This window comes from Amycolatopsis tucumanensis (assembly GCF_021654135.1).
GTDB lineage: Bacteria > Actinomycetota > Actinomycetes > Mycobacteriales > Pseudonocardiaceae > Amycolatopsis_E > Amycolatopsis_E tucumanensis.
Genome location: NZ_JAKGSD010000006.1, coordinates 82463 through 102754, shown reverse-complemented (window position 1 = coordinate 102754; position 20292 = coordinate 82463). Strand labels below are relative to the sequence as shown.

Here is a 20292-nt window from a genome sequence, read left to right as displayed (position 1 = left end):
TCCACAACCCGTACCAGCAGGGGCAGCACCAGCAGCCGGTCCACAACCCCTACCAGCAGCAAGGGCAGTTCGGACCGCCCCAGCACACGCCGGTGCACAACCCGTACCAGCAGCCCGCGCCGACGCAGCCGAACCAAGCCGGTCCCGCGCCGGTTCACCAGCAGCAGGGGCAGTTCGGGCCGCCCCAGCAGGCGCCCGTGCACAACCCGTACCAGCAGGGGCAGCACCAGCAGCCGGTCCACAACCCCTACCAGCAGCAGGGCCAGCACCAGCAGCCCGTCCACAACCCCTACCAGCAGCAGGGGCAGTTCGGGCCGCCTCAGCAGGCGCCCGTGCACAACCCGTACCAACAGCAAGCGCCGGTCCAGTCGCAACCCGGCCCACTGGTGCAGCAGGGCGTGCCGCTGTTGCAGAACCAGCCGGCGCCCTGGTCGAACATGGCCGGCGCGACACCGCTCCACCAGCTGCCCGCCATCCACGCGGGCACTGTCGGCCCCAACGAACGCGCCTACGTCGCGGCGCGGCACCCGGAGCTGCCGAACGTCAACCCGAACCGCGTCCTGCCGAACGCCGTGGACATGGGCTACTGGCACAACTGCACTCGGTGCGTCGTGGCCTACGCGCAGCGGCTGATCGGGATCGACGCGCAGGCCGATCCGGTCCTGCCCAAGGACCTCGCGGCCTTCGACCGCATGAAGTGGCTGGAGGACCAGCTCGGCGCCAAGTGGGTGCACGGTGTGGGCAGCTACGACAATGCGATCGCGCGCGTGGCGAACATGCCGCACGGCTCGCACAACGTGATTTACGTGTCGTACCAGCAGCCCGACGGTTCGCACCAGGCGCACGTCGCCCTCGCCGTCAACACGCCGGAAGGCGTCGTGTTCATAGACCCGCAGAACGGCGGGTTGATGAGGCTTCCGACCAACCCGACGAGCGTCAGCCTCCTGCCGTTCGGGTCGCTCGCCACCAGCAACGGGCTGGCGGCGAACCCGCAGTTCGCGCTGCCTTACGGCACGCAGCAGGCTCCGAACGCGCCCGGCCCGCAGACCCTCAACCTGCAGGCCCCGAACACCCCGGGGCCCGCTCCGCAGACGGTCAACCTGCAGGCGCCGAACACCCAGGCGCCGAACCCGCAGGTCCCGGACACGCCGGTCCAGCAGATCCCGCAGGTTCCGGACACGCCGGTCCAGCAGACTACGCAGGTTCCGGACACGCCGGTCCAGCAGATCCCGCAGCTGCAGGACACTCCGATGACGCCGTTGCAGCACGGCTCGGCCACGCCGACGACCCCGATCACCCTGGGGCCGTTCATGCCGGTCGAACCGCCCGTCCACGACGGCGGAACGCCGGACGGACACGACACCCTGGAGCTCCAGCGCGACCAGGCATCGCAGGCGGACGCGCCGGCCGACCGAGACGGGACGCCGGAGAAAGCGGCACCGCGGGACGAGACGACTCGCCGGGACGAGACTCCCGAAGAGCAGTCCCCGCGCGACGACACGCCGCGCGAACCGGAGCCGCGGAATGACCGCCGCGACGCGCTTCGGGATGGGATCCCGGAGGCACGGGACACCCTCCCGGACGCACGGCAGGACGACGCTCCCGAAGCACCGGCTCCCCGGGACGAAGCGCCCCAGGCACGCGACACCGCTCCCGACGCCGCAAGCCGACAGGACGACACCCCGCAGGCACCAGCTCCCCGGGACGAAACCCCGCAGGCACGCGACACCCTCCCGGACGCACGGCACGACGACGCTCCCGAAGCACCGGCTCCCCGGGACGAAACCGCCGAGCCACGCGACGTCACCTCGAACGAGCCGGTGCCCCGGGATGACACCGCCGAGGCGCCGACCTCCCGTGACGAAACCCCCGCGGATCCGGACGAACCCGGGCCACGGGACGAGAACCCAGACGACCACCGGGCCGCGGACGACACCGCGGACCGCGGCGCGGACGATCTCCGCCCCGGCGAGGACACCGTCGTCGTCAACGGGCAGACCATGCGCGTCGACGACGCGTTTCAGCGGCTGCTGGACGAGCACCCCGAGCTCCGCGACGCCGTCGACAACAACCCGGGCTTCCGGCGCCTGCTCCTCACCAATCTGGGCATCCTGGTCAACCTGATCACCTACCCGGACGCGATCCCGGTGGTCGAGGAAGCCTGGGACGAGCGGCTGCCGATGCCGAAGTTCCCGGACCACGTCGAGGCGGACTTCCGGCCACCGGCCGAGCACCAGCCGCCGCCCGAGCGGCCCCAGCAGCCCGGCTTCCCCCCGGCAGGCGGAGGCTTCCCCCCGGCAGGCGGAGGCTTCCCGCCCGGCGGCATCGGTGACCAGCTGCTGCCCGGGTTCGACCCCTCGCGCGCGAGCGACCCCGCCTACACGGACGCCTACCTGCGCGACCAGCTGGAGCGCGCCGCCGCCGCACGGCGGGAGCTGGACTCGGCGCTGGGTGGCATCGCGAACGCGGTCGGGGGCACCGCCCTCCCCGCGACCTCACCCGGCTGGGACGAGCTCCAGCGGAACCTCGCCGGTTTCGACGGCGACGCCTCCCGCCTGTCCGGCCTCGCGTCCGCGGGGATGCAGGTCGGCAGCGCGGACGACGCCTACCGCGCGGCCGCCCAGCTCGCCGGCACCCCCGGCATGGAGGTCCTCGCCACCGAGGACCGGCTCGCCCAGGGCGGCGGACTGGACATGCAGGTGCGCACCTCGGACGGCACGGTCGGCGCGGTCAGCATGATGCCCCCGATGCCGGGCATGGCCGGGCCGGGCGCCGCGGGCGGCACCGCCCGGGGCGGCAGGCACCGCAAGCTCGACGGACCCCAGCAACCCCTGGTGGAGGAAGCCGTCGAGGTCCCGACCCCGCAGTACTTCAAGTGCTTCAACAAGACCTACAGGGTCGATTGGGACGGCGACGGCAACCTCACCGGCTTCCTGCTCAACGTCCGCACCGGCCAGTTCGAGGAGAACAGCACGCACCTGGAGAAGGTCCTGCAGGACGAGCTGCCGTCGAACTTCCGCTCGCTGACCGAGGCGGAGTTCATCGCGGAGACCGAACGGGAGCGCGCCTTCTACCTCCGCGGCGAGGGACCGTTGTTCGCGCTCTACGCCACCGTCGACGGGATGCGCAAGCAGGCCAAGGAAGAGGGCCGGGCGCTCACCGCCCAGGAGGAGTCCTTCATCGAGTCGGTGCAGCGGCGCACGTTCGGCATGTGGGAGGCGCAGCCCGCTGGTTTCCCGTGCACCTCCATCCTCGCGTGAGCTGGTTACAGTGAGCGGCACTACGGAGATGGGCAGGGAGGCGACGGCGATCATGGAGCCGCACCGTCCGTTGCTCGTGCGCATCGGCACGCTCGCCAGGGCCGACGCGCCGTCCGGGTGGGAACGGATCGAGCTGAACTTCCGCCAGGTCGGTGACCACGCCGAGCTGGAGCCGATCGCGTTCACGCGCGGCTCCGGCCGGACCTTCCCGGCGTCGGCCGAGCTGGCCGAGGTGTTCGCCGAACTACGGGAGGCCATGTACGAGCCGGGTGTCGGGGCCTGGCTGCAGGCCCGATACGCGCTGCACCCGTCCGGTGAGTTCGACCTCGACGTCAGCACCACGAGCCAACCGTGGTGGCGGACGCCCCCGGACCACCTGTCCGCCGCGCTGGAAGCCGAGTTGAAAGCGTTTCCCCGGGATCCGGAGCACCTGCCGGACTGGTGGCGCCGCGCGGCCGGCCTGCCGCTCGGCGTCAAGTTCCGGCACGCCCGCGTGGTCGACACGTACGAGGACGGCGCCGCGCCCGTCATGGGGCGTCCGCCGGTGCCCGAGAACGAGGTGCCGGCGCTCCTGCGGTACCTCGAACGCCAGCCCGCGGTGCTGGTCGGCAGCGGGCTGGGCCCGGACATCTTCAGCGGCGGCACCGAGTCCGACGTGCCGGAGAGCTACCACACCGATGGCTCCTGGATCTGGCACGCGTCGGTCCCGCACTACCTGCGCAAGTACGGCACGCCACCGGAGCCGGACTTCCTCGCGCACATCCGGGACCAGGACTTCCAGCCGCCCTATGTCGACAAGCTGACCCGGCGCACCGCGGCGGCCGACCTGCTCGGCCGGTCCCGTCCGAAGGCCGATCCGGGCGAGGCGCTGCCGACCACCGGCGACATCGCGGCTGAACTGGAGACCCGCACGGATCCGGCGCTGGAGGACCCGGCGTTGCTGGTGGTGCTGGCGCAGCGGCTGGCCGAGCACGGCATCTGGCCCGCGGCCTACCGGCTGGCGTCGCGAGCCGACGGCGCGTGGTGCCTCAACCCGACCGATCGCGGCTGGGAAGTCGCGCGCTACGCCGGTGGGGCGCCGGTGCGCCCGCAGTACTTCGAACGCGCCGAGGACGCGGCGCAGCACCTGCTCGGCGCCCTGCTGCTGCACCCCGCGCGGACCACGGGCGGCGCCGAAACTCCGCTGGAAACCTCCGCCGAGCTCGCGGACTGGCCGATCCAGCCCGCCGAGGGCGAGCCGCCGCTGACCCTGCTGCGCAACAAACGCCTGATCCGGCTGCCCGCGGCCACGGTCGTGCAGCGCTTCGGCGACGAGACCGGCAACCTGGTCCACCACGACGAAACCCGTTTCCCCGCGACCTCGCTGCCCATCGAGCGGGACCGCGAGGAGCGGCGCTACCGGCTCCGGCGCAGCCTCGCGGTCGTGACCGGCATCGCGATCCCCTGGGCGAACCTGCCCGGTGGCGGTGTCGCGTACGTCCTGCCGAAACCGCTGAGCGAGCACCTGGCGGACGCAAGCCTGGAAAGGATCGAGTAGTGGAAGCGGCAGAAGCGGTCGCGAAGGTCGAGGAGTGGCTGCGCGAGGTCCACCCCGGCGCCGGCCTGCGTGCCGACCAGGCGAACCTCGTGCGGCGCCCGGAGGGCTGGTACGTCCCCTACAACTCCACCGCCTACCTCGACGGCGGCGACCTCGGCGAGCAGATCATCCCGCCACCCGCGCTGATCGTCCGCGACCCGGAGGGCGACCTGCGCCACGCGTCGCCCATCAGCGGTGGCTTCAGCATCCCCGCCCAGTACCCGGGCCGCGACCACTGGGCCGAGGTCATCGACCCCGAGTACGCCGCCTCCGGCCTCGGCCGCCTCGGCGTGCCGCTCGCCGCGATCACGGGCTGGCAGCGCCACCTGCCGGACGGCACGGACACCGGCGAGTTCCGCCCGAACCCCGAGTACCGGACGGGGCCGAGCCGGCGTGGCTACCCGATGCCGTGGACCACGCTCGACCACCTCGTCGAGTTCCGCCACATCGGCTGGATCGACCAGCGGAAGTTCGTCATCGGCCTGCTCGAGGAGAGCGTGCTGGTGCCGCTGTCCGACGGCCGGGTGCGCCACCAGTCCACCAAGGACGGTCGTCGCACGGTGGAGCTGTGGACGTCGACCCGCTTCTTCCCGCCGGGCAGCCGGGAGTGGTTCTGGCTGGACCCGGTGACCCTGCTGTCCCACGTGCCGGAAGCCGACCTGGTCATCCACGGCCCGTGGCAGCTCCCGGTCGAGGTCACCACCGAGGAGATCCGCGCGGCGAACGCCGAGTTCCCCCGGTACAGCGACAAGATCGAGGTCACCGGCGAATGCGTGGAGGCCTCGGCGGACCTGACGCGCTGGGCCGCCGACACCGCGGCGCGGATCGGGCTGCCCGAGCCGGTGGACCTGCCGGTCGACGCGGGGGACAGCGCCCGCGCCCACGGTTTCGAGCTCACCGCGGACGAGTGCTACCGAGTGGTCACCGGACGGTCCTGGGTCCGGCGCATGGGCATGGCGCTGCCGCCGCGACCGCCGTACGACCTCGCCGCGTTCGGCCTGGCCCGCGGGTACGACGACAACGGCGAACCGGTGTTGCGGGTGGACTCGTTCGGCAAGTTCGCCGACGTCGGCCAGGACACCAACTTCAGCTGGCAACGCATCCTCGGCGCGTACGTCGGCTTCGCGCTCGGTGAAGCGCTGGGCAACTCGGCGGACGGGACCGAGCCCGGTCCGGTCGGCCCGCTCACCCAGCGCCTGCTGTTCCTCACCGAGGCCGTCCTGCGCGGCGGTGCGGCGCACGAGGCGACCACCCGGTGGCTGCATACCCAGGGCGAGGCGGTGCCGGACATCGAAGGGTGGCTGCCGCACCTGGCCGAGCTGCACGCCGTCCGCGATCCGGACCCGGCCGATCTCCGCTCCGGCCCGGCGGTCCTGCTCGGCGCGCTGCCCGGTGTGCTCACCATCGGTGGCCGGGGCGAGGTGCCGTTCGGTGCGTCCGAGGCGGCTGTCCGCTCCTTCTCGGCCCTGCCGGAATCGGACGGGACCGACCTGACCTTCGCCGTGTTCCTCGGCCTGCTGTTCGAACGATCACTGGAGCGGGAGTTCAGCCCCGCGTTGTGGGTGTCGGCCGGTGCGGTGCTGCAGGACCGGGAAGGACCGCGGTGGGACGCCGTGCGCGAGCTGGCCGCGCGGTCCCTGATCGCCATCCCGGAACAGGGCCTGTACCGCCTGCCCGAACCCGAGGAGATCGGTGACGGCCACGACACGGCGTCCGTCCTCGGGCGCGCGCTCGCCGCCGTGAGCGGGTTCGAGAACAACCCCGAGGTCGCCCTGCTGCGCGCGGTGAACCACTCCGGGCGCGGCGCGCTGACCGGGGCGATCGCCGGCGCGCTGGCCGGCGCGCGCAACGGCGTGCCCGGCCTGCCGCAGAAGTGGGTGGACCAGCTCGAACTCAAACCGCTGATCGAGCGGGTCGTCACGGACGTCGCCCGCCGGTTCGAGGGGATCCCGGAGGGGGAGGAAGGACAGCGATGGCTTCGGCGCTATCCGGCGATCCGGCCGTGACGGCTCAGCGCTTCACCGACTGGAAGGCCGTGCCGGACCCCGAGTTCCGGCGCAACGAGTTCCCCGGGCTCGGCACCCCGGAGCCGGCGATCGTGCGGTGGATCGAGGTCGACGAGCGCGAGCAGCCGACCGGCAACGTCCGGGAGAACCCCGCGCACCGGCCCGGCCCGGAGTGGTTCGGCAGCCCGAAAGCCACCACCCCGGCGGCGAGGCTGCTGGGCATGCACCGCGTCGGCTGGATCGACGGGCCGACCATGCGCAGGCTGTTGCTGGACTGCGAGGTCCTGGTTCCGCTCGGTGCGGACGGCGAGCCCGTCCGCAATCGCACGCGGGACGGCCAGATCGTCGTCCCCGCCTACACCGCGACGGGCACGGTCCCGGCCGGTGTGCACCGGTGGCGCCGGATCCGGCCCCGCGACCTGCTGCGGCCCGGCGCGGGGGAGACGCGGCTGGACCTGGACCCCGGGCACGTCCTGTCCGTGGGCGTCGACCTGGCGGCGGAGATCGACGGGGCCGAGCAGAACCCGGGCCGGTATGTCGACGAAGTCGCGCCCGAGGTTTCCCCGCGGATCGCGGAGCTGGCCGGCGAGTCCGGGCTCGGCGACCTCGTTCCGCAGCGGCTCCGCGCGGTCGGCGGCTGGGCCAGGAAGAACGGGTACGAGCTCAGCGCCGACGAATGCGAGCGCTACGCGCGCGCGTACGCCCTGTGGGTGCGCAACCTGCGGCTGCGCCACGACGGCCGGCCGGTCGAGTGGCCTGCCGACCTCGCCGGGGCGGGCCTGATCAACCACTACGACAACACCGGGCGCCCCGAACCGAGGCCGTGGACGCTGGGCAAGTTCCAGGACGCCGGGACACCCTCGGGGCTGTTCGCCTGGCACCGCGTCGTCGGCGCCTACGTCGGGTTCGCGGTCGGGGAGTGCCTCGCCCTCGGCAACGGCGACATGCTCGGCCCGATGACCCGGCAGGCCCTCCGGCACACCGAAGCCGTCATGCGCGGCCTGCCGTTCATGACCCTCACCGGCGACGTGCCCGAGGGGTTCCCGCCCGCGCCGAAGCCGGACAGCTGGCTCTCGGTCGCGCTCGGCGACGGCCCGGAAGCGCCGCCGAACCCGCTGACCGCCGTGCTCGCCGCGACCATGACCGCGGGCTTCGAGCTCGAGAACGCCGGGCTGTCGTACCAGATGGCCGTCGCGCGGGCCATGACCGGCGCGGGCGGCGAGGCCGCCACCGCGGTCGAGCTGGTCGTGCGGCTGCTCACGAAGGTGCTGGTCAACGGCGAGCCATCGTGGCCATTCCACGCCATCCTTGGTGAGCTGCGGAAGTCCGGGCAGACGCCGTTCGACGAGATCGCCGCGATCGTCCTCGCGATGCGCGACGGCCGCGACATCCCGGACACCGAGCAGATCGAGACGCTCGGCGACCCGGCGAGCCCGCTCGCGGTGGCCGGGCGCGCCGTGTTCGCCGCCACCAAGCGGCAGCACGACCCGTTCGCCGCGATCCAGGCCGCCGGACTGCAGTCGGCCGAACCGCCGCTGACCGCCGCGCTCACCGGGGCGCTGGCCGGCGCCCGGCTCGGCGTGCCCGGCCTGCCCGCGGACCTGGTCGGGGCGCTGACGCCGCTGGGATTGCTGGACAACATCGCCAACGACATCTACCTGCACTTCAACCTGTACGGCATCACACGCAGCCGGTCGCTGCGGGAGGACTGGGCGCGCCGGTACCCGCCCGGTTAAGTTTGACGGGCCCGTTTTCCGGACGCAGGGGGAAGTCGTGCGGTACCGAGTGGAGTTGGCGGAGCGCCCCGACGGGCTGTACGCCGTGTGGCAGGGGCGCGTCTTCCCGGCGCAACGCTCCAGCGCGGACGGCACCGTCCTGCTCGTGACGCCGTCCGGCGAGGACGCGCCCGCCGACTTCGACAAGGAGTTCGACGGGCGGCCGGCGAAGGTGCTGCCGGAAGCCGAGGTCGCCGCGACCTTCAGCCTGCAGACGCACTGCCTGTTCGACGACGACATCTACCGCGTCGCCCCCGGCGAGGGGCTGACGTTGCGCTGGAACGGCACCGACGAGACGCGGGCGCGGCAGCTCGGCCTGCACGACTTCGCCGTCGACGCCACCGAGGCCGAAATCACCGCGATCTGGCAGGAGCGGCACGACTTCGCCGCCGGTGTGCGGCAGCTCGGAGCCGGGGATCCACAGGAGCTGGTGCGGGAGATCGCGCGGCTGCTGCGGGACGTCGTGCCCGACGGCTGGGAGCGGATCGCCGCGCAGTTCCGGCAGGTCGGGGACTACGCGGAGATCGAGGTCCGCGCCGCGGGCGAAGGCGAGTCGGTGTCGTTGCCCGCGTCGCCGCGGCTCGGGCAGCTGTTCGGCGACCTGCGGGCCGCGATGTACCAGCCGGGCGCCGGGACGTGGTTCAAGGGCACGTTGACACTGGTCGCGCCCGCCGACTTCACGTTCGACTACGACTCGTCGGCCGAGCCGAACTGGCGCCAGTCACCCTCAGGCAGGCCGACGGCCCGCGCGTACGAGGCCGAGCTGGAGCACTTCCCGCGCGACCGGAAGCAGGTCCCGGACTGGCTCGCGGCGAAGGCCGGCTTGCCGGTGGACGCGGCGTTCCGGCACGCCGCGGTCGTCGACGGGCCCGGCGAGCCGCCCGTGGTCAACCGGCAGGCGCTGCCGCCGGACGAGGCCCGCGCGTTGTTCGACTACCTGTACCGGGCGCCGGTCGCGGTGGCCAGGCCGAACCGGTTGCCGGACCTGTTCGCGCCGGCGGCGCAGCCGGACGTGCCCGACGCCTTCCACACCGACGGCACCTGGATCTGGGCCGCGGCGGTGCCGCACTACCTGCGGAAATACGGTCTGCCGCCGCAGCCGGAGCTGGTCGAGCACGTGCGCGCGCAGGGTTACCGGGCGCCGACCGTGCCGGCGCACCTGCTCGCGGCCGCGGAGGCGGAGCTGCTGGGCAGGCCGCTGCCGCCACAGCCCGACGCGGGTGAGGTGGACGCGGTCACGCTCATCGACCGCGGCGGCGATCCGCCGTACGGGCTGCGGGCGTCGGAGGTTCTGACGGTCCTGGAGCGGCGGCTGGCGGAGTACGGGATCGCGCCCTCGGCGTACCGGATCGGTTCGCGGGCCGAGGGGGCGTGGAGCCTGCAGCGGACCGAGTCGAGCTGGGAGGTCACCGGTCCGGACGGCGCGGAGCCGGCGGCGTTCGCGCGGGTCGAGGAGGCGGCGCGGTTCCTGCTCGGATCGCTGCTGCTGTACCCGGTGCGGGTGGTCGACGACGAGGGCGACTGGCCGATCACACCGCAGCGGGGCGAGCCGCCGCTGACCTTCTACCGCGCGAAGCGGCTGATCACGTTGCCCGCAGGGACGACGCTGGTGCGGTTCGGCGGCGAGGCGGGCAACCTGGTGCACGACGAGACGGCGCGGTTCCCGGAGACGTCGCTGCTGCCGGAGCGGGAGGGGCAGCGAGCGCTGTACCGGGTGGCGCGGCCGGTGCGCGTGCTGACCGGCGTGACACAACCCTGGGGAGCGATGCCCGGCGGGGCGGTGGCGTACTTCCTGCCGCACCCCGTCGGGCACCACCTCGAAACGGGCGGCTTGGAGCGGCTTTAGCGCTTGCTGCTCTTGATCAGCGCAACGAGCTGATCGAACCGCGCGTTCATCTGGTCGACGACCTGCTCGAACCTGGCGTCGACCTGCTCGAACCGCCGGTCCACCTGCTCGAACCTCGCGTCCACCCGCGCGAAGCCCTCGTCCACCCTCCGTTCGAGTCGATCCAACCGGGCCCCCTGCTCGAGCTGGGTCTCACGCAGCGCGTGGAGCACCGTGATGTGCCCTCTCAGCTGAGCTGACACGTCGCCGACCTCCTTCGAGGCCGCGACGGCGAGCACACGGGCTTCGCGGGCGGTCTCCAGCGCTTCGATGGCGAGCCTCCGGGTGTCGTTCTGTTCTTCGGTCTTGCGCGGCAAGTTATCCACCCGAAATCAGCTCCTTTCAGCGCGAACGCGCCATACCGCGCGATACCCCGGCAATCATCGCGGCATCCAGAGCGTCACGCGAGTTCCGCTGCCCGGGCTGGACTCCACCCGCGCCTGGCCGCCCGCCTCGGCCAGGCGCGCCGTGATCGACTCGCTGATTCCGAAGCCCGGTGGGCGGTCCGCCTCGTCGAAGCCGGCGCCGTGGTCGCGAATCACCACCGCCACCCCGCCGTCCCGTTCCTCAGCGCGCACGACGACCCGGTCGGTGCCCGAGTGCTTCAGCGTGTTCCGCAGGGCCTCGCGGGCCGCGTCGCGGATGGCGACCTGCCGGACCTCCGTCAGGGTGTCCGGGTCGAGCTCCGCCATGACCAGCTGGGCGCGCAGGCCGTCACGGGCCATTTCCGCTGCCAGGGCCGCCAGTTTCTCGCCGAGGGGGCCGCTGCCCTCCGCGCCCTCGATCGTCTGCCGCACCTCGATCGCCTGCGCGCGGGCCAGCCGCCGCATCTCGCTGAGCTGGTGTTCGCTGCTGCCGGAGCCCGGCAGGGCGATCGTCTCCAGCGTCTGCAGCACCGTGTCGTGCAGCATCCGGTGCTGCCGCGCGCGCTCCGCCTCGCGGCCGTGCCTGATCCCGTACGCCAGCGCCAGCCGGGTGCCGAGGCCGAGCAGCACCAGCGCGCCGGTCGCCGTCACCAGGACGCCGATGATCGTCCCGACCCCGGCGAAGGCTTGTTTCACGTTGAACACGCCGCTGTTGAGCCACCACGCGGCCCCGGCGAGCGGCACGCTCAGCACCGTCAGCCCCAGCCCGTACCCGACTCCCAGCGCGAGGGTCAGCAACGCGACCCCGCCGAGCAGGTGCTTGCCCGGCACCTGCATCGCGGCTGTGAAGGCCGGGGCAGGCACCGTCGCCGCGACCACCAGGTTGGCCGCGACCGTGAACACCACGTCGAGCACCAGCAGCCGGACCGCGCCGCCGCCGTGGAACGGCGTCGACCGGAACAGCCAGCGCAGCCCGTACAGGTTCAGCGCGATCGAGCACACCGCGACCGCCACCACCGGCGCCACGCCACCGTGGTCGCCGGCGAGGAACGCGACCAGCGCCCCGGCCACCGCCAGCACGCGGTAGATCAGCGGGACCATCGCGACGTACCGGGTGGCGCGGAGCAGCAGGTTGTCCTGCGCCGCGAGGTCGACCGGCCCCGCCATGCGCCGCATCCGGGCGAGTGGGGACACCGGCGCCGGGTCGGCGACCTCGTCGTCCAGTCCACCGGTCGCGCCGGCCATCGCGGGCGCGCCCCGCCGCAGCAGGGTGCCCAGGTAACTCGCCGCTCGCGGTGGGGACATCACGACCTCCCGGTCGTCTCGACGCACCCTGAAGTTACAGGCCGTTCTCCTCGGCCCAGCGGCGCAACTCGGCGACGGCCTCGTCGTGGTCGAGCGGCCCGCGGTCCAGGCGCAGCTCCTTCAGGTGCTTCCACGCCTTGCCGACCATCGGCCCCGGCGGCAGGCCGAGGATCTTCATGATCTCGTTGCCGTCCAGGTCGGGCCGCACCTTCGCCAGGTCCTCCTCGGCCTGGATGCGCGCGATCCGCTCCTCGAGCTCGTCGTAGGTGCGCTGCAGCGCGGCCGCCTTGCGCTTGTTGCGCGTCGTGCAGTCGGCGCGGACCAGCTTGTGCAGCCGGGGCAGCAGCTCACCCGCGTCAGTGACGTACCGGCGCACCGCCGAGTCGGTCCACTCGCCCTTGCCGTAGCCGTGGAACCGCAGGTGGAGGAACACCAGCTGGCCGACGTCCTCGATGACCTGCTTCGGGTACTTCAGCGCCCGCAAGCGCTTGCGGGCCATCTTGGCGCCGACCACCTCGTGGTGGTGGAAGCTCACGCCGCCGCCCTCCTCGAACCGGCGGGTGGCGGGCTTGCCGATGTCGTGCAGCAGCGCGGCCAGCCGGAGCACGAGGTCGGGCTCGGCGTCCGGGTCGTCCCGGCGCTCCAGCGCGATCGCCTGGTCCAGCACGGTCAGCGAGTGCTGGTAGACGTCCTTGTGCTGGTGGTGCTCGTCGATGGCCAGCCGCATGCCGGGCACCTCGGGCAGGACGTGCTCGGCGAGCCCGGTGTCGACCATCAGCTCCAGCCCGCGCCGCGGGTACCGGCCGAGCATCAGCTTGGACAGCTCGGTCTGCACCCGCTCGGCGGTGATGCGCTGGATCTCGCCTGCCATCTCGGTCATCGCGGTCACCACGCGGGGCGCCGGCTCGAAGCCGAGCTGGGCGGCGAACCGGGCGGCACGCAGCATGCGCAGCGGGTCGTCGGCGAAGGACTCCTCCGGGGTGGCGGGGGTGTCGAGCACCTTCCGCCGCAGCGCGTCCATCCCGTCGTGTGGGTCGACGAACTGCTTGGTCGACAAGTCGATCGCCATCGCGTTGACCGTGAAGTCCCGGCGCTTGAGGTCACCCTCGATCGAGTCGCCGAAGGTCACCTCGGGGTTGCGGCTCACCCGGTCGTAGACGTCGGCGCGGAACGTCGTGATCTCCAGCGTCGAGCCGCGCTTGGTGACGCCGACGGTGCCGAAGGCGATGCCCGCCTCCCACACGCCGTCGGCCCAGCCGCGGACGACCTTCAGGATCTGCTCGGGCCGCGCGTCGGTGGTGAAGTCGAGGTCGGCGGACAGCCGGCCGAGCAGCGCGTCCCGGACGCTGCCGCCGACCAGGTACAGCCGGTGCCCGGCCTTCGCGAACAGCCCGGCCAGCTCGTCGGCCAGCGGCGAGATCCGCATCAGCTCGGTCACCGCGTTCCGCTTCGCGGTCAGTTCGTTCACCGGGATCGAACCGCCTCGGGAGTCGACTCAACCATGACAGACACGAGGAACCAGCCTACCGATCGACGAGGAGTGAACAGTCAACTACGCAGTAGCGGCCGGAAGGGGCCGCCACGCACTAGCATCGCAGCATGTCTGGATCGGCCGGTCGCTCCGGCGGGGGTAAGCCGCGACGCCGGTCACGCCGCCGCCGCGGCCGGAAGATGACGACCTCCGTGGAGACCTCCGCCGGCGGCCTCGTGGTCGATCCCGCCAAGGAGAACGCCGTGCTCATCGGCAGGCTGGACCGCCACGGGAAGCTGCTGTGGTCGCTGCCGAAGGGCCACATCGAAGACGGCGAGACGATCGAGCAGACTGCGGTGCGCGAGGTGAAGGAGGAGACCGGGATCTCCGCGGAAGTGCTGCGGCCGCTCGGCACCATCGACTACTGGTTCGTGGCCGAGCGACGGCGGGTGCACAAGACGGTGCATCATTTCCTGCTGGAAGCCACCGGCGGCGAGCTGTCCGACGAGGACTCGGAGGTCACCGAGGTGGCCTGGGTGCCGATCGCCGATCTGGAGACCCGGCTCGCCTACACCGACGAGCGGTCCCTGGTGCGCAAGGCGCGGGAACTGTTCGACGACGACACGCGAGCGACAGAAGGAGCGTCGGAGTGAAGCGGTTCGCCGCCACCGGGCTGGTTGCGTTCCTCCTCGCGATGTTCACCCCGGTCACGGCGAGTGCCCAGTCGGACGCGCCCAGCCGCCTGCGGCTGGACGTCGCGCAGCTCAACCCGCGCGTGATCACCACGAACTCGGTGACGCTCAACGTCACCGGCTCCGTGACGAACGTGGGCGACCGCCGGATCAGCGACCTGCAGGTCCGGCTGGAGCTGGGCGAGCGGCTCACCACCGAGCGCCAGGTGCGCACCGCGATGAGCGGCGCGGCCGCGGCCGCCGCGTCGAGCACCGACTGGGTCGACGTCGAGCCGTCGACCCTGGAGCCGGGGCAGACCGCCCAGCTCAGCGTCACCGTCCGGCTCGACGGGACGCGCGGCAACCTGCGCGTGAACAGCGCCGGCGTGTACCCGATGCTGGTCAACGTCAACGGCACGCCGGACTACGGCGGCGCGGCGCGGCTGGCGTCGATGAGCATGCTGCTGCCCGTCCTGTCCGCGCCGGGCAAGAGCGCGACCAGCCAGAACACCTCGCCGTCGCCGTTCACGATGCTGTGGCCGATCGCCGACACCCGCCCGCGGATCGTGGCCGCGCCGCTGGGCGGCACCGCGGTGCTGTCCGACGACGTGCTGGCGACCGAGCTGCGGCCCGGTGGCCGCCTGTACGGGCTGGTGGAGTCGGCGAGCGCGGTCCGCGACGACCCGCAGCTGACCCGCGCGCTCTGCTACGCCATCGACCCCGACCTGCTCGACACCGTGGACGCGATGTCCCGCGGCTACCAGGTCCGCACCTCGACCGGCACCACCGGCGGCACCGGCGCGGAGGCCGCGAAGGCGTGGCTGCAGTCGCTGCGGGAGCTGGTCACCGGGCAGTGCGTGGTCCAGCTGCCCTACGCCGACGCCGACCTGACCGCGCTGACCAAGGTCCGCAGCGGTGACCTGCTGCCGTTCGCCCTGGACACCGGCGCGCGAGTGCAGGAGCTGCTCGGCGTCACCCCGCAGAACGGCGTGCTGTGGGCGGGCGGCGCGCTGGACCAGAGCACGCTGGCCGCGCTGAGCGGGGCCGGGGTGCGCACCCTGATCACCGACCCGGTCGACTCGTCGACGAGCGGCCAGTCGTCCGGCGCGGTCACGCTGGACGGCACCGCGCTGCGGGCGCAGCAGGTCGACTCGCTGGTCCTGTCCGGGCTGGCCGGCGCGTCCGGCAGCACCGAGGCGACCGCGGCGACGCCGGTGGACGACCCGGACATCGCCACGCAGAACGGCCTGGCCGCGCTCGCGTTCCGCGGCGGCCTTGCCGGTGGCGCCTCCCGTCCGGTGCTGGTCGCCCCGCCCCGCCGGTGGACGGCGACGCAGGACGAGCTGACCGGTTTCCTGCGCAACGTCGGCGACTTCGTCGACCGCAACATGCTGACCCCGCAGTCGCTGCCCGCGCTGCTGGCGACCGCGAGCACGGGCAGCGCCAAGATGAGCTACACGGCCGAGGACCTGGCCACCGCGACCCCGACGTCGGTCACCGACGAGATGAGCTCCATCGAGACCACGATGGCCGACCTGCAGGGCGCGATGCAGATCGACCCGGCCGCGCAGGTGGAGCCCGCCGAGCTGCTCGAACCACTGCGGTTCGCGCTGGTCCGCAGCACGTCGGCGGCCTGGCGCGCGCGGCAGGGCGCCGCGGAGGCCTCGGCCGCCGACGCCCGCGCCGAACTGGACGGCCTGCTCGGCCGCGTGACGGTGGACACCCCGCCGGTGCCGATCTCGATGGCGTCCGGGTCGGCGCCACTGCCGGTGTCGTTCAACAACCGGCTGCCGGTGCAGATCGCGGTGCGGATCCAGCTGAGCAACACGCCCGGCCTGCGCGTCGAGCAGGTGCCGGACCGCCTGGTCCCGGCCGGCCTCGGCGGCAGCGAGCGGATCCCGGCCGAGGCCCTGCGCGCCGGTGTGTTCAACCTGACCGTCTCGCTGACCACCCCCGGCGGCACGCCGCTGGGCAACCCGGCGCGGTTCGAGCTGCGGTCCAACGAGTACGGCGTCGTGACGCTGGTCCTCACGATCGCGGGCGCGGCGGCCCTGGTCCTGCTCTCCGCGCGCCAGATCTACCGTCGCGTCCGGGCCCGCAAGGCCTGACCGACTACTCTGGGGTGCCAGAACCGGACCGGCGAGGATTGGGCGCGCGCGTTGGACAGAGACCCGGGGTGGCCACCCGAGCGTCCCGCCGACCGCGGAACACGGCGCCCGCCGCCGCCTGATCGCGCTCGGCAGGACCAGACCCGCCGCATCCCGCCTGCGGCGAACGGCAGGCCGCGGCCCCCGCAGCCGACTCGCCAGCAGGGACAACTGCCGCCGGACCGGCTGCCGCAGCCACCGCGCCGCCAGCCGCCGCCGGATCGCAGGCAGCCGCCGCCCACGGGCAGACAGGCCCCGCCGGACCGCCGCCAGCCGGTGCGGCCGTGGCGGCAGGAGCGGCAGCGCCACCAGGACAGCATGCCGTTCGGCGCGCCGCCGCTGCCGCCGAACGACCCCGACGCGACCATGCTGATCCCGCGGATCAGCGGCGTGCAGGGCGGCAACCGCTGGCCGGTGGCCGACCCGGACGTGCTGCGGCCCTACGACGCGCTGGCGACGCGGATGATGCCGCGCATCACGGCGTCGCCGTCCACCTCGTTCGGCGAGGGTCCCGGCCTGGACGCCACCGGCTTCCACGCGCCCGTCGAGGCGCCGGAGAAGCCGGCCGCGCCGTCGCTGGCGAAGTCCAGCAGCCGGATCGCCATCGCGTCCCTGATCAGCCGGATCACCGGGTTCCTCTGGAAGATCATGCTGGTCTGGGCCGTGGGCACCGGCGTGGTGAACGACTCGTTCAACATCGCCAACACGCTGCCCAACATCGTCTTCGAGCTGCTGCTCGGCGGCGTCCTGAGCAGTGTCGTGGTGCCGCTGCTGGTGCGGTCGCAGGACGACAAGGACGGCGGCCTGGCCTACACCCAGCGCATGCTGACGGTGGCGTTCGTGCTGCTGGTGATCGGCACGGTGGTCGCGGTGGCCGCCGCGCCGTGGCTGACCTCGCTCTACCTGGACGGCGAACCGGGCAAGACCAGCTCGGACCTGACCACGGCGTTCGCCAGGCTGCTGCTGCCGGAGATCCTGTTCTACGGCCTGTTCGCGCTGCTCTCGGCGATCCTCAACGCCAAGCAGATCTTCGGGCCGCCGGCTTGGGCGCCGGTGGTGAACAACCTTGTCGTGATCTTCACGCTGGCCGTGTTCATGCTCACCCCCGGCGAGATCACGTTCAACCCGGTCGAGATGAGCCAGCCGAAGCTGCTGCTGCTGGGCATCGGCGTGACCATGGGCATCGTCGTGCAGGCGATCATGCTGGTGCCGCCGCTGCTGCGCAGCGGGTTCCGGTTCAAGTGGCGCTGGGGCATCGACAAGCGCATGAAGGAGTTCGGCGGCCTCGCGCTGTGGATCCTCGGCTACGTCGCGGTCAGCCAGATCGGCTTCACCGTCAACACCCGCGTGCTGACCAGCGGTGACCCGGGCGGTGTGACGATCTACTCGAACGCCTGGCTGCTGTTCCAGCTGCCGTACGGCGTCATCGGCGTCTCGCTGCTGACCGCGATCATGCCGCGGCTGTCGCGCAACGCCGCCGACGGCGACACCCGCAAGGTGGTCGCCGACCTGTCCTACGCCTCCCGCATCTCGACGGTGATGCTCGTGCCGATCGCCGCGGTGATGTCGGTGATCGGCACCTCGGTCGGTGTGGCGTTGTTCAGCGGCGGGGAGAACTCGACCGCGGACGCGTCGCGGCTGGGTGAGGCACTGGCCATCTCGGCGTTCGGCCTGCTGCCGTACGCGCTGGTCATGCTGCAGCTGCGGGTGTTCTACGCGATGAAGGACGCCCGCACGCCGACGCTGATCATGGTCGTGATGACCCTGGTCAAGATCCCGCTGCTGTACCTGTGCCCGGTGCTGCTGTCGGACCAGAACATCGTGCTGGGCGCGATGATGGTCAACTCGCTGACGTTCGTGGTCGGCGCGATCATGGGCCAGGTCTGGCTGTGGGTGAGCCTGGGCAACCTGCGCAGCAAGCGCGTGCTCGGCGTCATCCTGTTCACCGTCGTGGCGAGCGGGCTGGGTGTGCTCGCCGCGGTCGCGGTCGGGTGGGTGGTCCCGGACTTCGGCGAGCGGCTGACCGCGTGGATCAAGCTGATCCTGCAGGGCATCGTCGGCCTCGGTGTGTCGTTCGGCGTACTGGCGCTGCTCAGGGTGGACGAGCTGTCGCCGGCCACGAAGAGAATCACCCGATTGATCAAGCGCGGGTAACGAACCACTCACGGATAACCCTGTCTCACCCCGTGTGTTCACGTACCCTCGACCACAGGGCGCGGGAAAGAGAGCGTGGGGTGAACGAGAAGCGGAGCGAGCAGTCCGGTCCGATCCGGACGGGTGTCCGCGCGAGGGGAGGCTCCCTCGCGCCGGGCAGCGTGGTCGGAGACGGCCGGTACCGGTTGCTCGCCCAGTTCGGCATCGACGAGCGGGCGGGCGCCCACCTGTGGCGTGCGCGGGACGGCCAGCTGCGGCGGGACGTCGCGCTGACGCTGCTCGTCGGCGACCCCGCGGACGCCGAAGCCGCACGTCAGGCCCGCAAGACCCTCGAACGCGCCACGCACGCCGCCAAGTTCAACCACGAAGCGGTCGCCAGGGTGCTCGACGTGCTCACCCTCGGCAACGGCATCACCTCCGGTGAGGGCCTGCTGGGCGTCGTGGTCACCGAGTGGACCAAGGGCACCGACCTGATCGATCTGGTCGCCGACCGCCCGGTCCAGCCGCTCGCCGCGGCCCGGATGGTCCAGCGGCTCGCCGAGGCCGTCGAGCGGGCCCACCACTCCGGTCTCGTGCTCGGCCTGGACCACCCGCAGCGCCTGCGCCTGACCACCGAAGGCTCGCTCCGCCTGGCGTTCCCCGGCCCGCTGCCGGACGCGACGCTGCGCGACGACGTGAAGGCCATCGGCGGGATCCTGTACCTGCTGCTCACCGGCCGCTGGCCGCTGCCGGGCGGGCCGGCCGCGATCCCGGCCGCGCCGCACGCCCCGAACGGACGGCTCGTGCCGCCGCGCTCGCTGCAGCCGTCGGTGCCGCAGGAGCTGTCGTCGCTGGCGGTCCGCACGGTCGAGGACGGCGGCCCTGGCGGCATCCGCACCAGCGCGGCGATCGTGCGCGCGCTGGAGATGGCCGCCGAGGCCGAGGAGCGGACGCAGCTGATCAAGGCCCAGATGGAGGCCGACGGCGACGGCACGATCTGGACGACGAAGAAGCCGGTCAAGGACCGCGCGCGGCGGCGAAAGCTGGCGCTCGGCGTCACCGTGCTGGTCGTCGCCGCGGTCGCGATCCTGGCCTGGCTCGGCATGCTGGCGATCAGCTTCTTCCAGGACGATCCCAGCTCGGGCGGCCCGCCGATCAACGTGGCCAACCCGACCCCGACGGCGTCCGCGTCGGCCCCGGTCAACCCGTCGCCGAACCCGCCGCCGTCGCCCGGCGGGCAGGCGCAGATCGGCGCCGCGGTCGGCCCGGAGAGCGTCACGGTCTACAACCCGGACGGCAATGGCGACAACACCAGCCGGGCCCGCAACACCGTCGACGGCGACCCCACCACGATCTGGCGGACCGACCAGTACCGGCAGCAGTTCCCGGCCATCAAGGAGGGCGTCGGGCTGCTGGCGAGCTTCGAGAAGCCGATCAACCTGGCGAAGATCACGGTGGCCGCGGACAGCCCGGGCACCTCGATCGAGGTCCGGCTGGCCGACTCGCGCAACCCGGAGCTGGCCGACACCCGCGTGATCGGCACGGCCACGTTGAACGGGCAGACCACCGACATCACCCTTCCGCAGCCCCAGCAGGGGCAGTACGTGATCATCTGGATCACTCAGCTGAGTGACACGGACAAGGGCTACCAGTCCCAGATAGGCGAATTGACCTTCCTCCCCGCCCAGTAGGGTGCTG

At 72.5% G+C, this 20292-nt stretch carries 12 protein-coding genes; 9 read left to right on the top strand and 3 right to left on the bottom strand.

The window, feature by feature from the left end:
• From L2C96_RS09195 to L2C96_RS09175, 5 genes are all read left to right on the top strand, one after another.
• Positions 1-3260 (top strand): toxin glutamine deamidase domain-containing protein (locus L2C96_RS09195; RefSeq protein WP_272882250.1); only part of this gene is annotated, 3260 nt, incomplete at its 5' end.
• Positions 3261-3288: 28 nt separating this feature from the next.
• Positions 3289-4797 (top strand): TNT domain-containing protein, encoded by a 1509-nt coding sequence (locus L2C96_RS09190; protein ID WP_237335918.1) that lies wholly within the window; start codon positions 3289-3291, stop codon positions 4795-4797.
• On the top strand, positions 4797-6842 hold the full coding sequence (locus L2C96_RS09185) for an ADP-ribosylglycohydrolase family protein (RefSeq protein ID WP_237335847.1): 2046 nt from the start codon (positions 4797-4799) through the stop codon (positions 6840-6842). The genes L2C96_RS09190 and L2C96_RS09185 overlap by 1 nt, the downstream gene beginning before the upstream one ends.
• The gene (locus L2C96_RS09180) at positions 6809-8578 is read left to right on the top strand and encodes an ADP-ribosylglycohydrolase family protein (RefSeq protein WP_237335846.1); all 1770 of its coding nucleotides are present in this window, start codon (positions 6809-6811) and stop codon (positions 8576-8578) included. The genes L2C96_RS09185 and L2C96_RS09180 overlap by 34 nt, the downstream gene beginning before the upstream one ends.
• Positions 8579-8615: 37 nt before the next feature.
• Positions 8616-10463, top strand: coding sequence for a TNT domain-containing protein (locus tag L2C96_RS09175; RefSeq protein ID WP_237335845.1), 1848 nt, complete (start codon positions 8616-8618; stop codon positions 10461-10463).
• On the opposite strand, the gene L2C96_RS09170 is transcribed toward L2C96_RS09175, so the two are convergent.
• From L2C96_RS09170 to L2C96_RS09160, 3 genes are read right to left on the bottom strand one after another with little or no spacing between them, the layout of a single operon-like run.
• On the bottom strand, positions 10460-10828 hold the full coding sequence (locus L2C96_RS09170; protein WP_237335844.1) for a hypothetical protein: 369 nt from the start codon (positions 10826-10828) through the stop codon (positions 10460-10462). The genes L2C96_RS09175 and L2C96_RS09170 overlap by 4 nt on opposite strands.
• 54 nt (positions 10829-10882) lie before the next feature.
• A complete protein-coding gene (locus L2C96_RS09165) occupies positions 10883-12172 on the bottom strand; it encodes a sensor histidine kinase (protein ID WP_237335843.1) in 1290 nt (429 codons plus the stop codon).
• A 34-nt stretch (positions 12173-12206) separates the two neighbouring features.
• The gene (locus L2C96_RS09160; protein WP_020416214.1) at positions 12207-13640 is read right to left on the bottom strand and encodes a CCA tRNA nucleotidyltransferase; all 1434 of its coding nucleotides are present in this window, start codon (positions 13638-13640) and stop codon (positions 12207-12209) included.
• 131 nt (positions 13641-13771) lie between these two features.
• On the opposite strand from L2C96_RS09160, the gene L2C96_RS09155 reads away from it, so the two are divergent.
• The 4 genes from L2C96_RS09155 (at position 13772) to L2C96_RS09140 (ending at position 20285) form a co-directional block, all read left to right on the top strand.
• Positions 13772-14296 (top strand): NUDIX hydrolase, encoded by a 525-nt coding sequence (locus tag L2C96_RS09155; RefSeq protein WP_237335842.1) that lies wholly within the window; start codon positions 13772-13774, stop codon positions 14294-14296.
• Complete coding sequence (locus tag L2C96_RS09150) at positions 14293-16422, top strand: DUF6049 family protein (protein WP_237335841.1); 2130 nt, start codon at positions 14293-14295, stop codon at positions 16420-16422. Before L2C96_RS09155 ends, L2C96_RS09150 begins: the two co-directional genes overlap by 4 nt.
• A gap of 357 nt (positions 16423-16779) precedes the next feature.
• Positions 16780-18615: a murein biosynthesis integral membrane protein MurJ gene (gene murJ, locus L2C96_RS09145; RefSeq protein WP_157358404.1), complete on the top strand. Its 1836-nt coding sequence runs from the start codon at positions 16780-16782 to the stop codon at positions 18613-18615.
• 80 nt (positions 18616-18695) lie between these two features.
• The gene (locus L2C96_RS09140) at positions 18696-20285 is read left to right on the top strand and encodes a protein kinase family protein (protein ID WP_237335840.1); all 1590 of its coding nucleotides are present in this window, start codon (positions 18696-18698) and stop codon (positions 20283-20285) included.
• Positions 20286-20292: the final 7 nt, after the last annotated feature.

Coding starts and splice junctions, on each gene's coding strand:
- L2C96_RS09190 (WP_237335918.1), top strand. CDS start 3,289: ATGGGCAGGGAGGCGACGGCGATCATGGAGCCGCACCGTCCGTTGCTC.
- L2C96_RS09155 (WP_237335842.1), top strand. CDS start 13,772: ATGTCTGGATCGGCCGGTCGCTCCGGCGGGGGTAAGCCGCGACGCCGG.
- murJ (WP_157358404.1), top strand. CDS start 16,780: ATGCCGTTCGGCGCGCCGCCGCTGCCGCCGAACGACCCCGACGCGACC.
- L2C96_RS09180 (WP_237335846.1), top strand. CDS start 6,809: ATGGCTTCGGCGCTATCCGGCGATCCGGCCGTGACGGCTCAGCGCTTC.
- L2C96_RS09165 (WP_237335843.1), bottom strand. CDS start 12,172: ATGTCCCCACCGCGAGCGGCGAGTTACCTGGGCACCCTGCTGCGGCGG.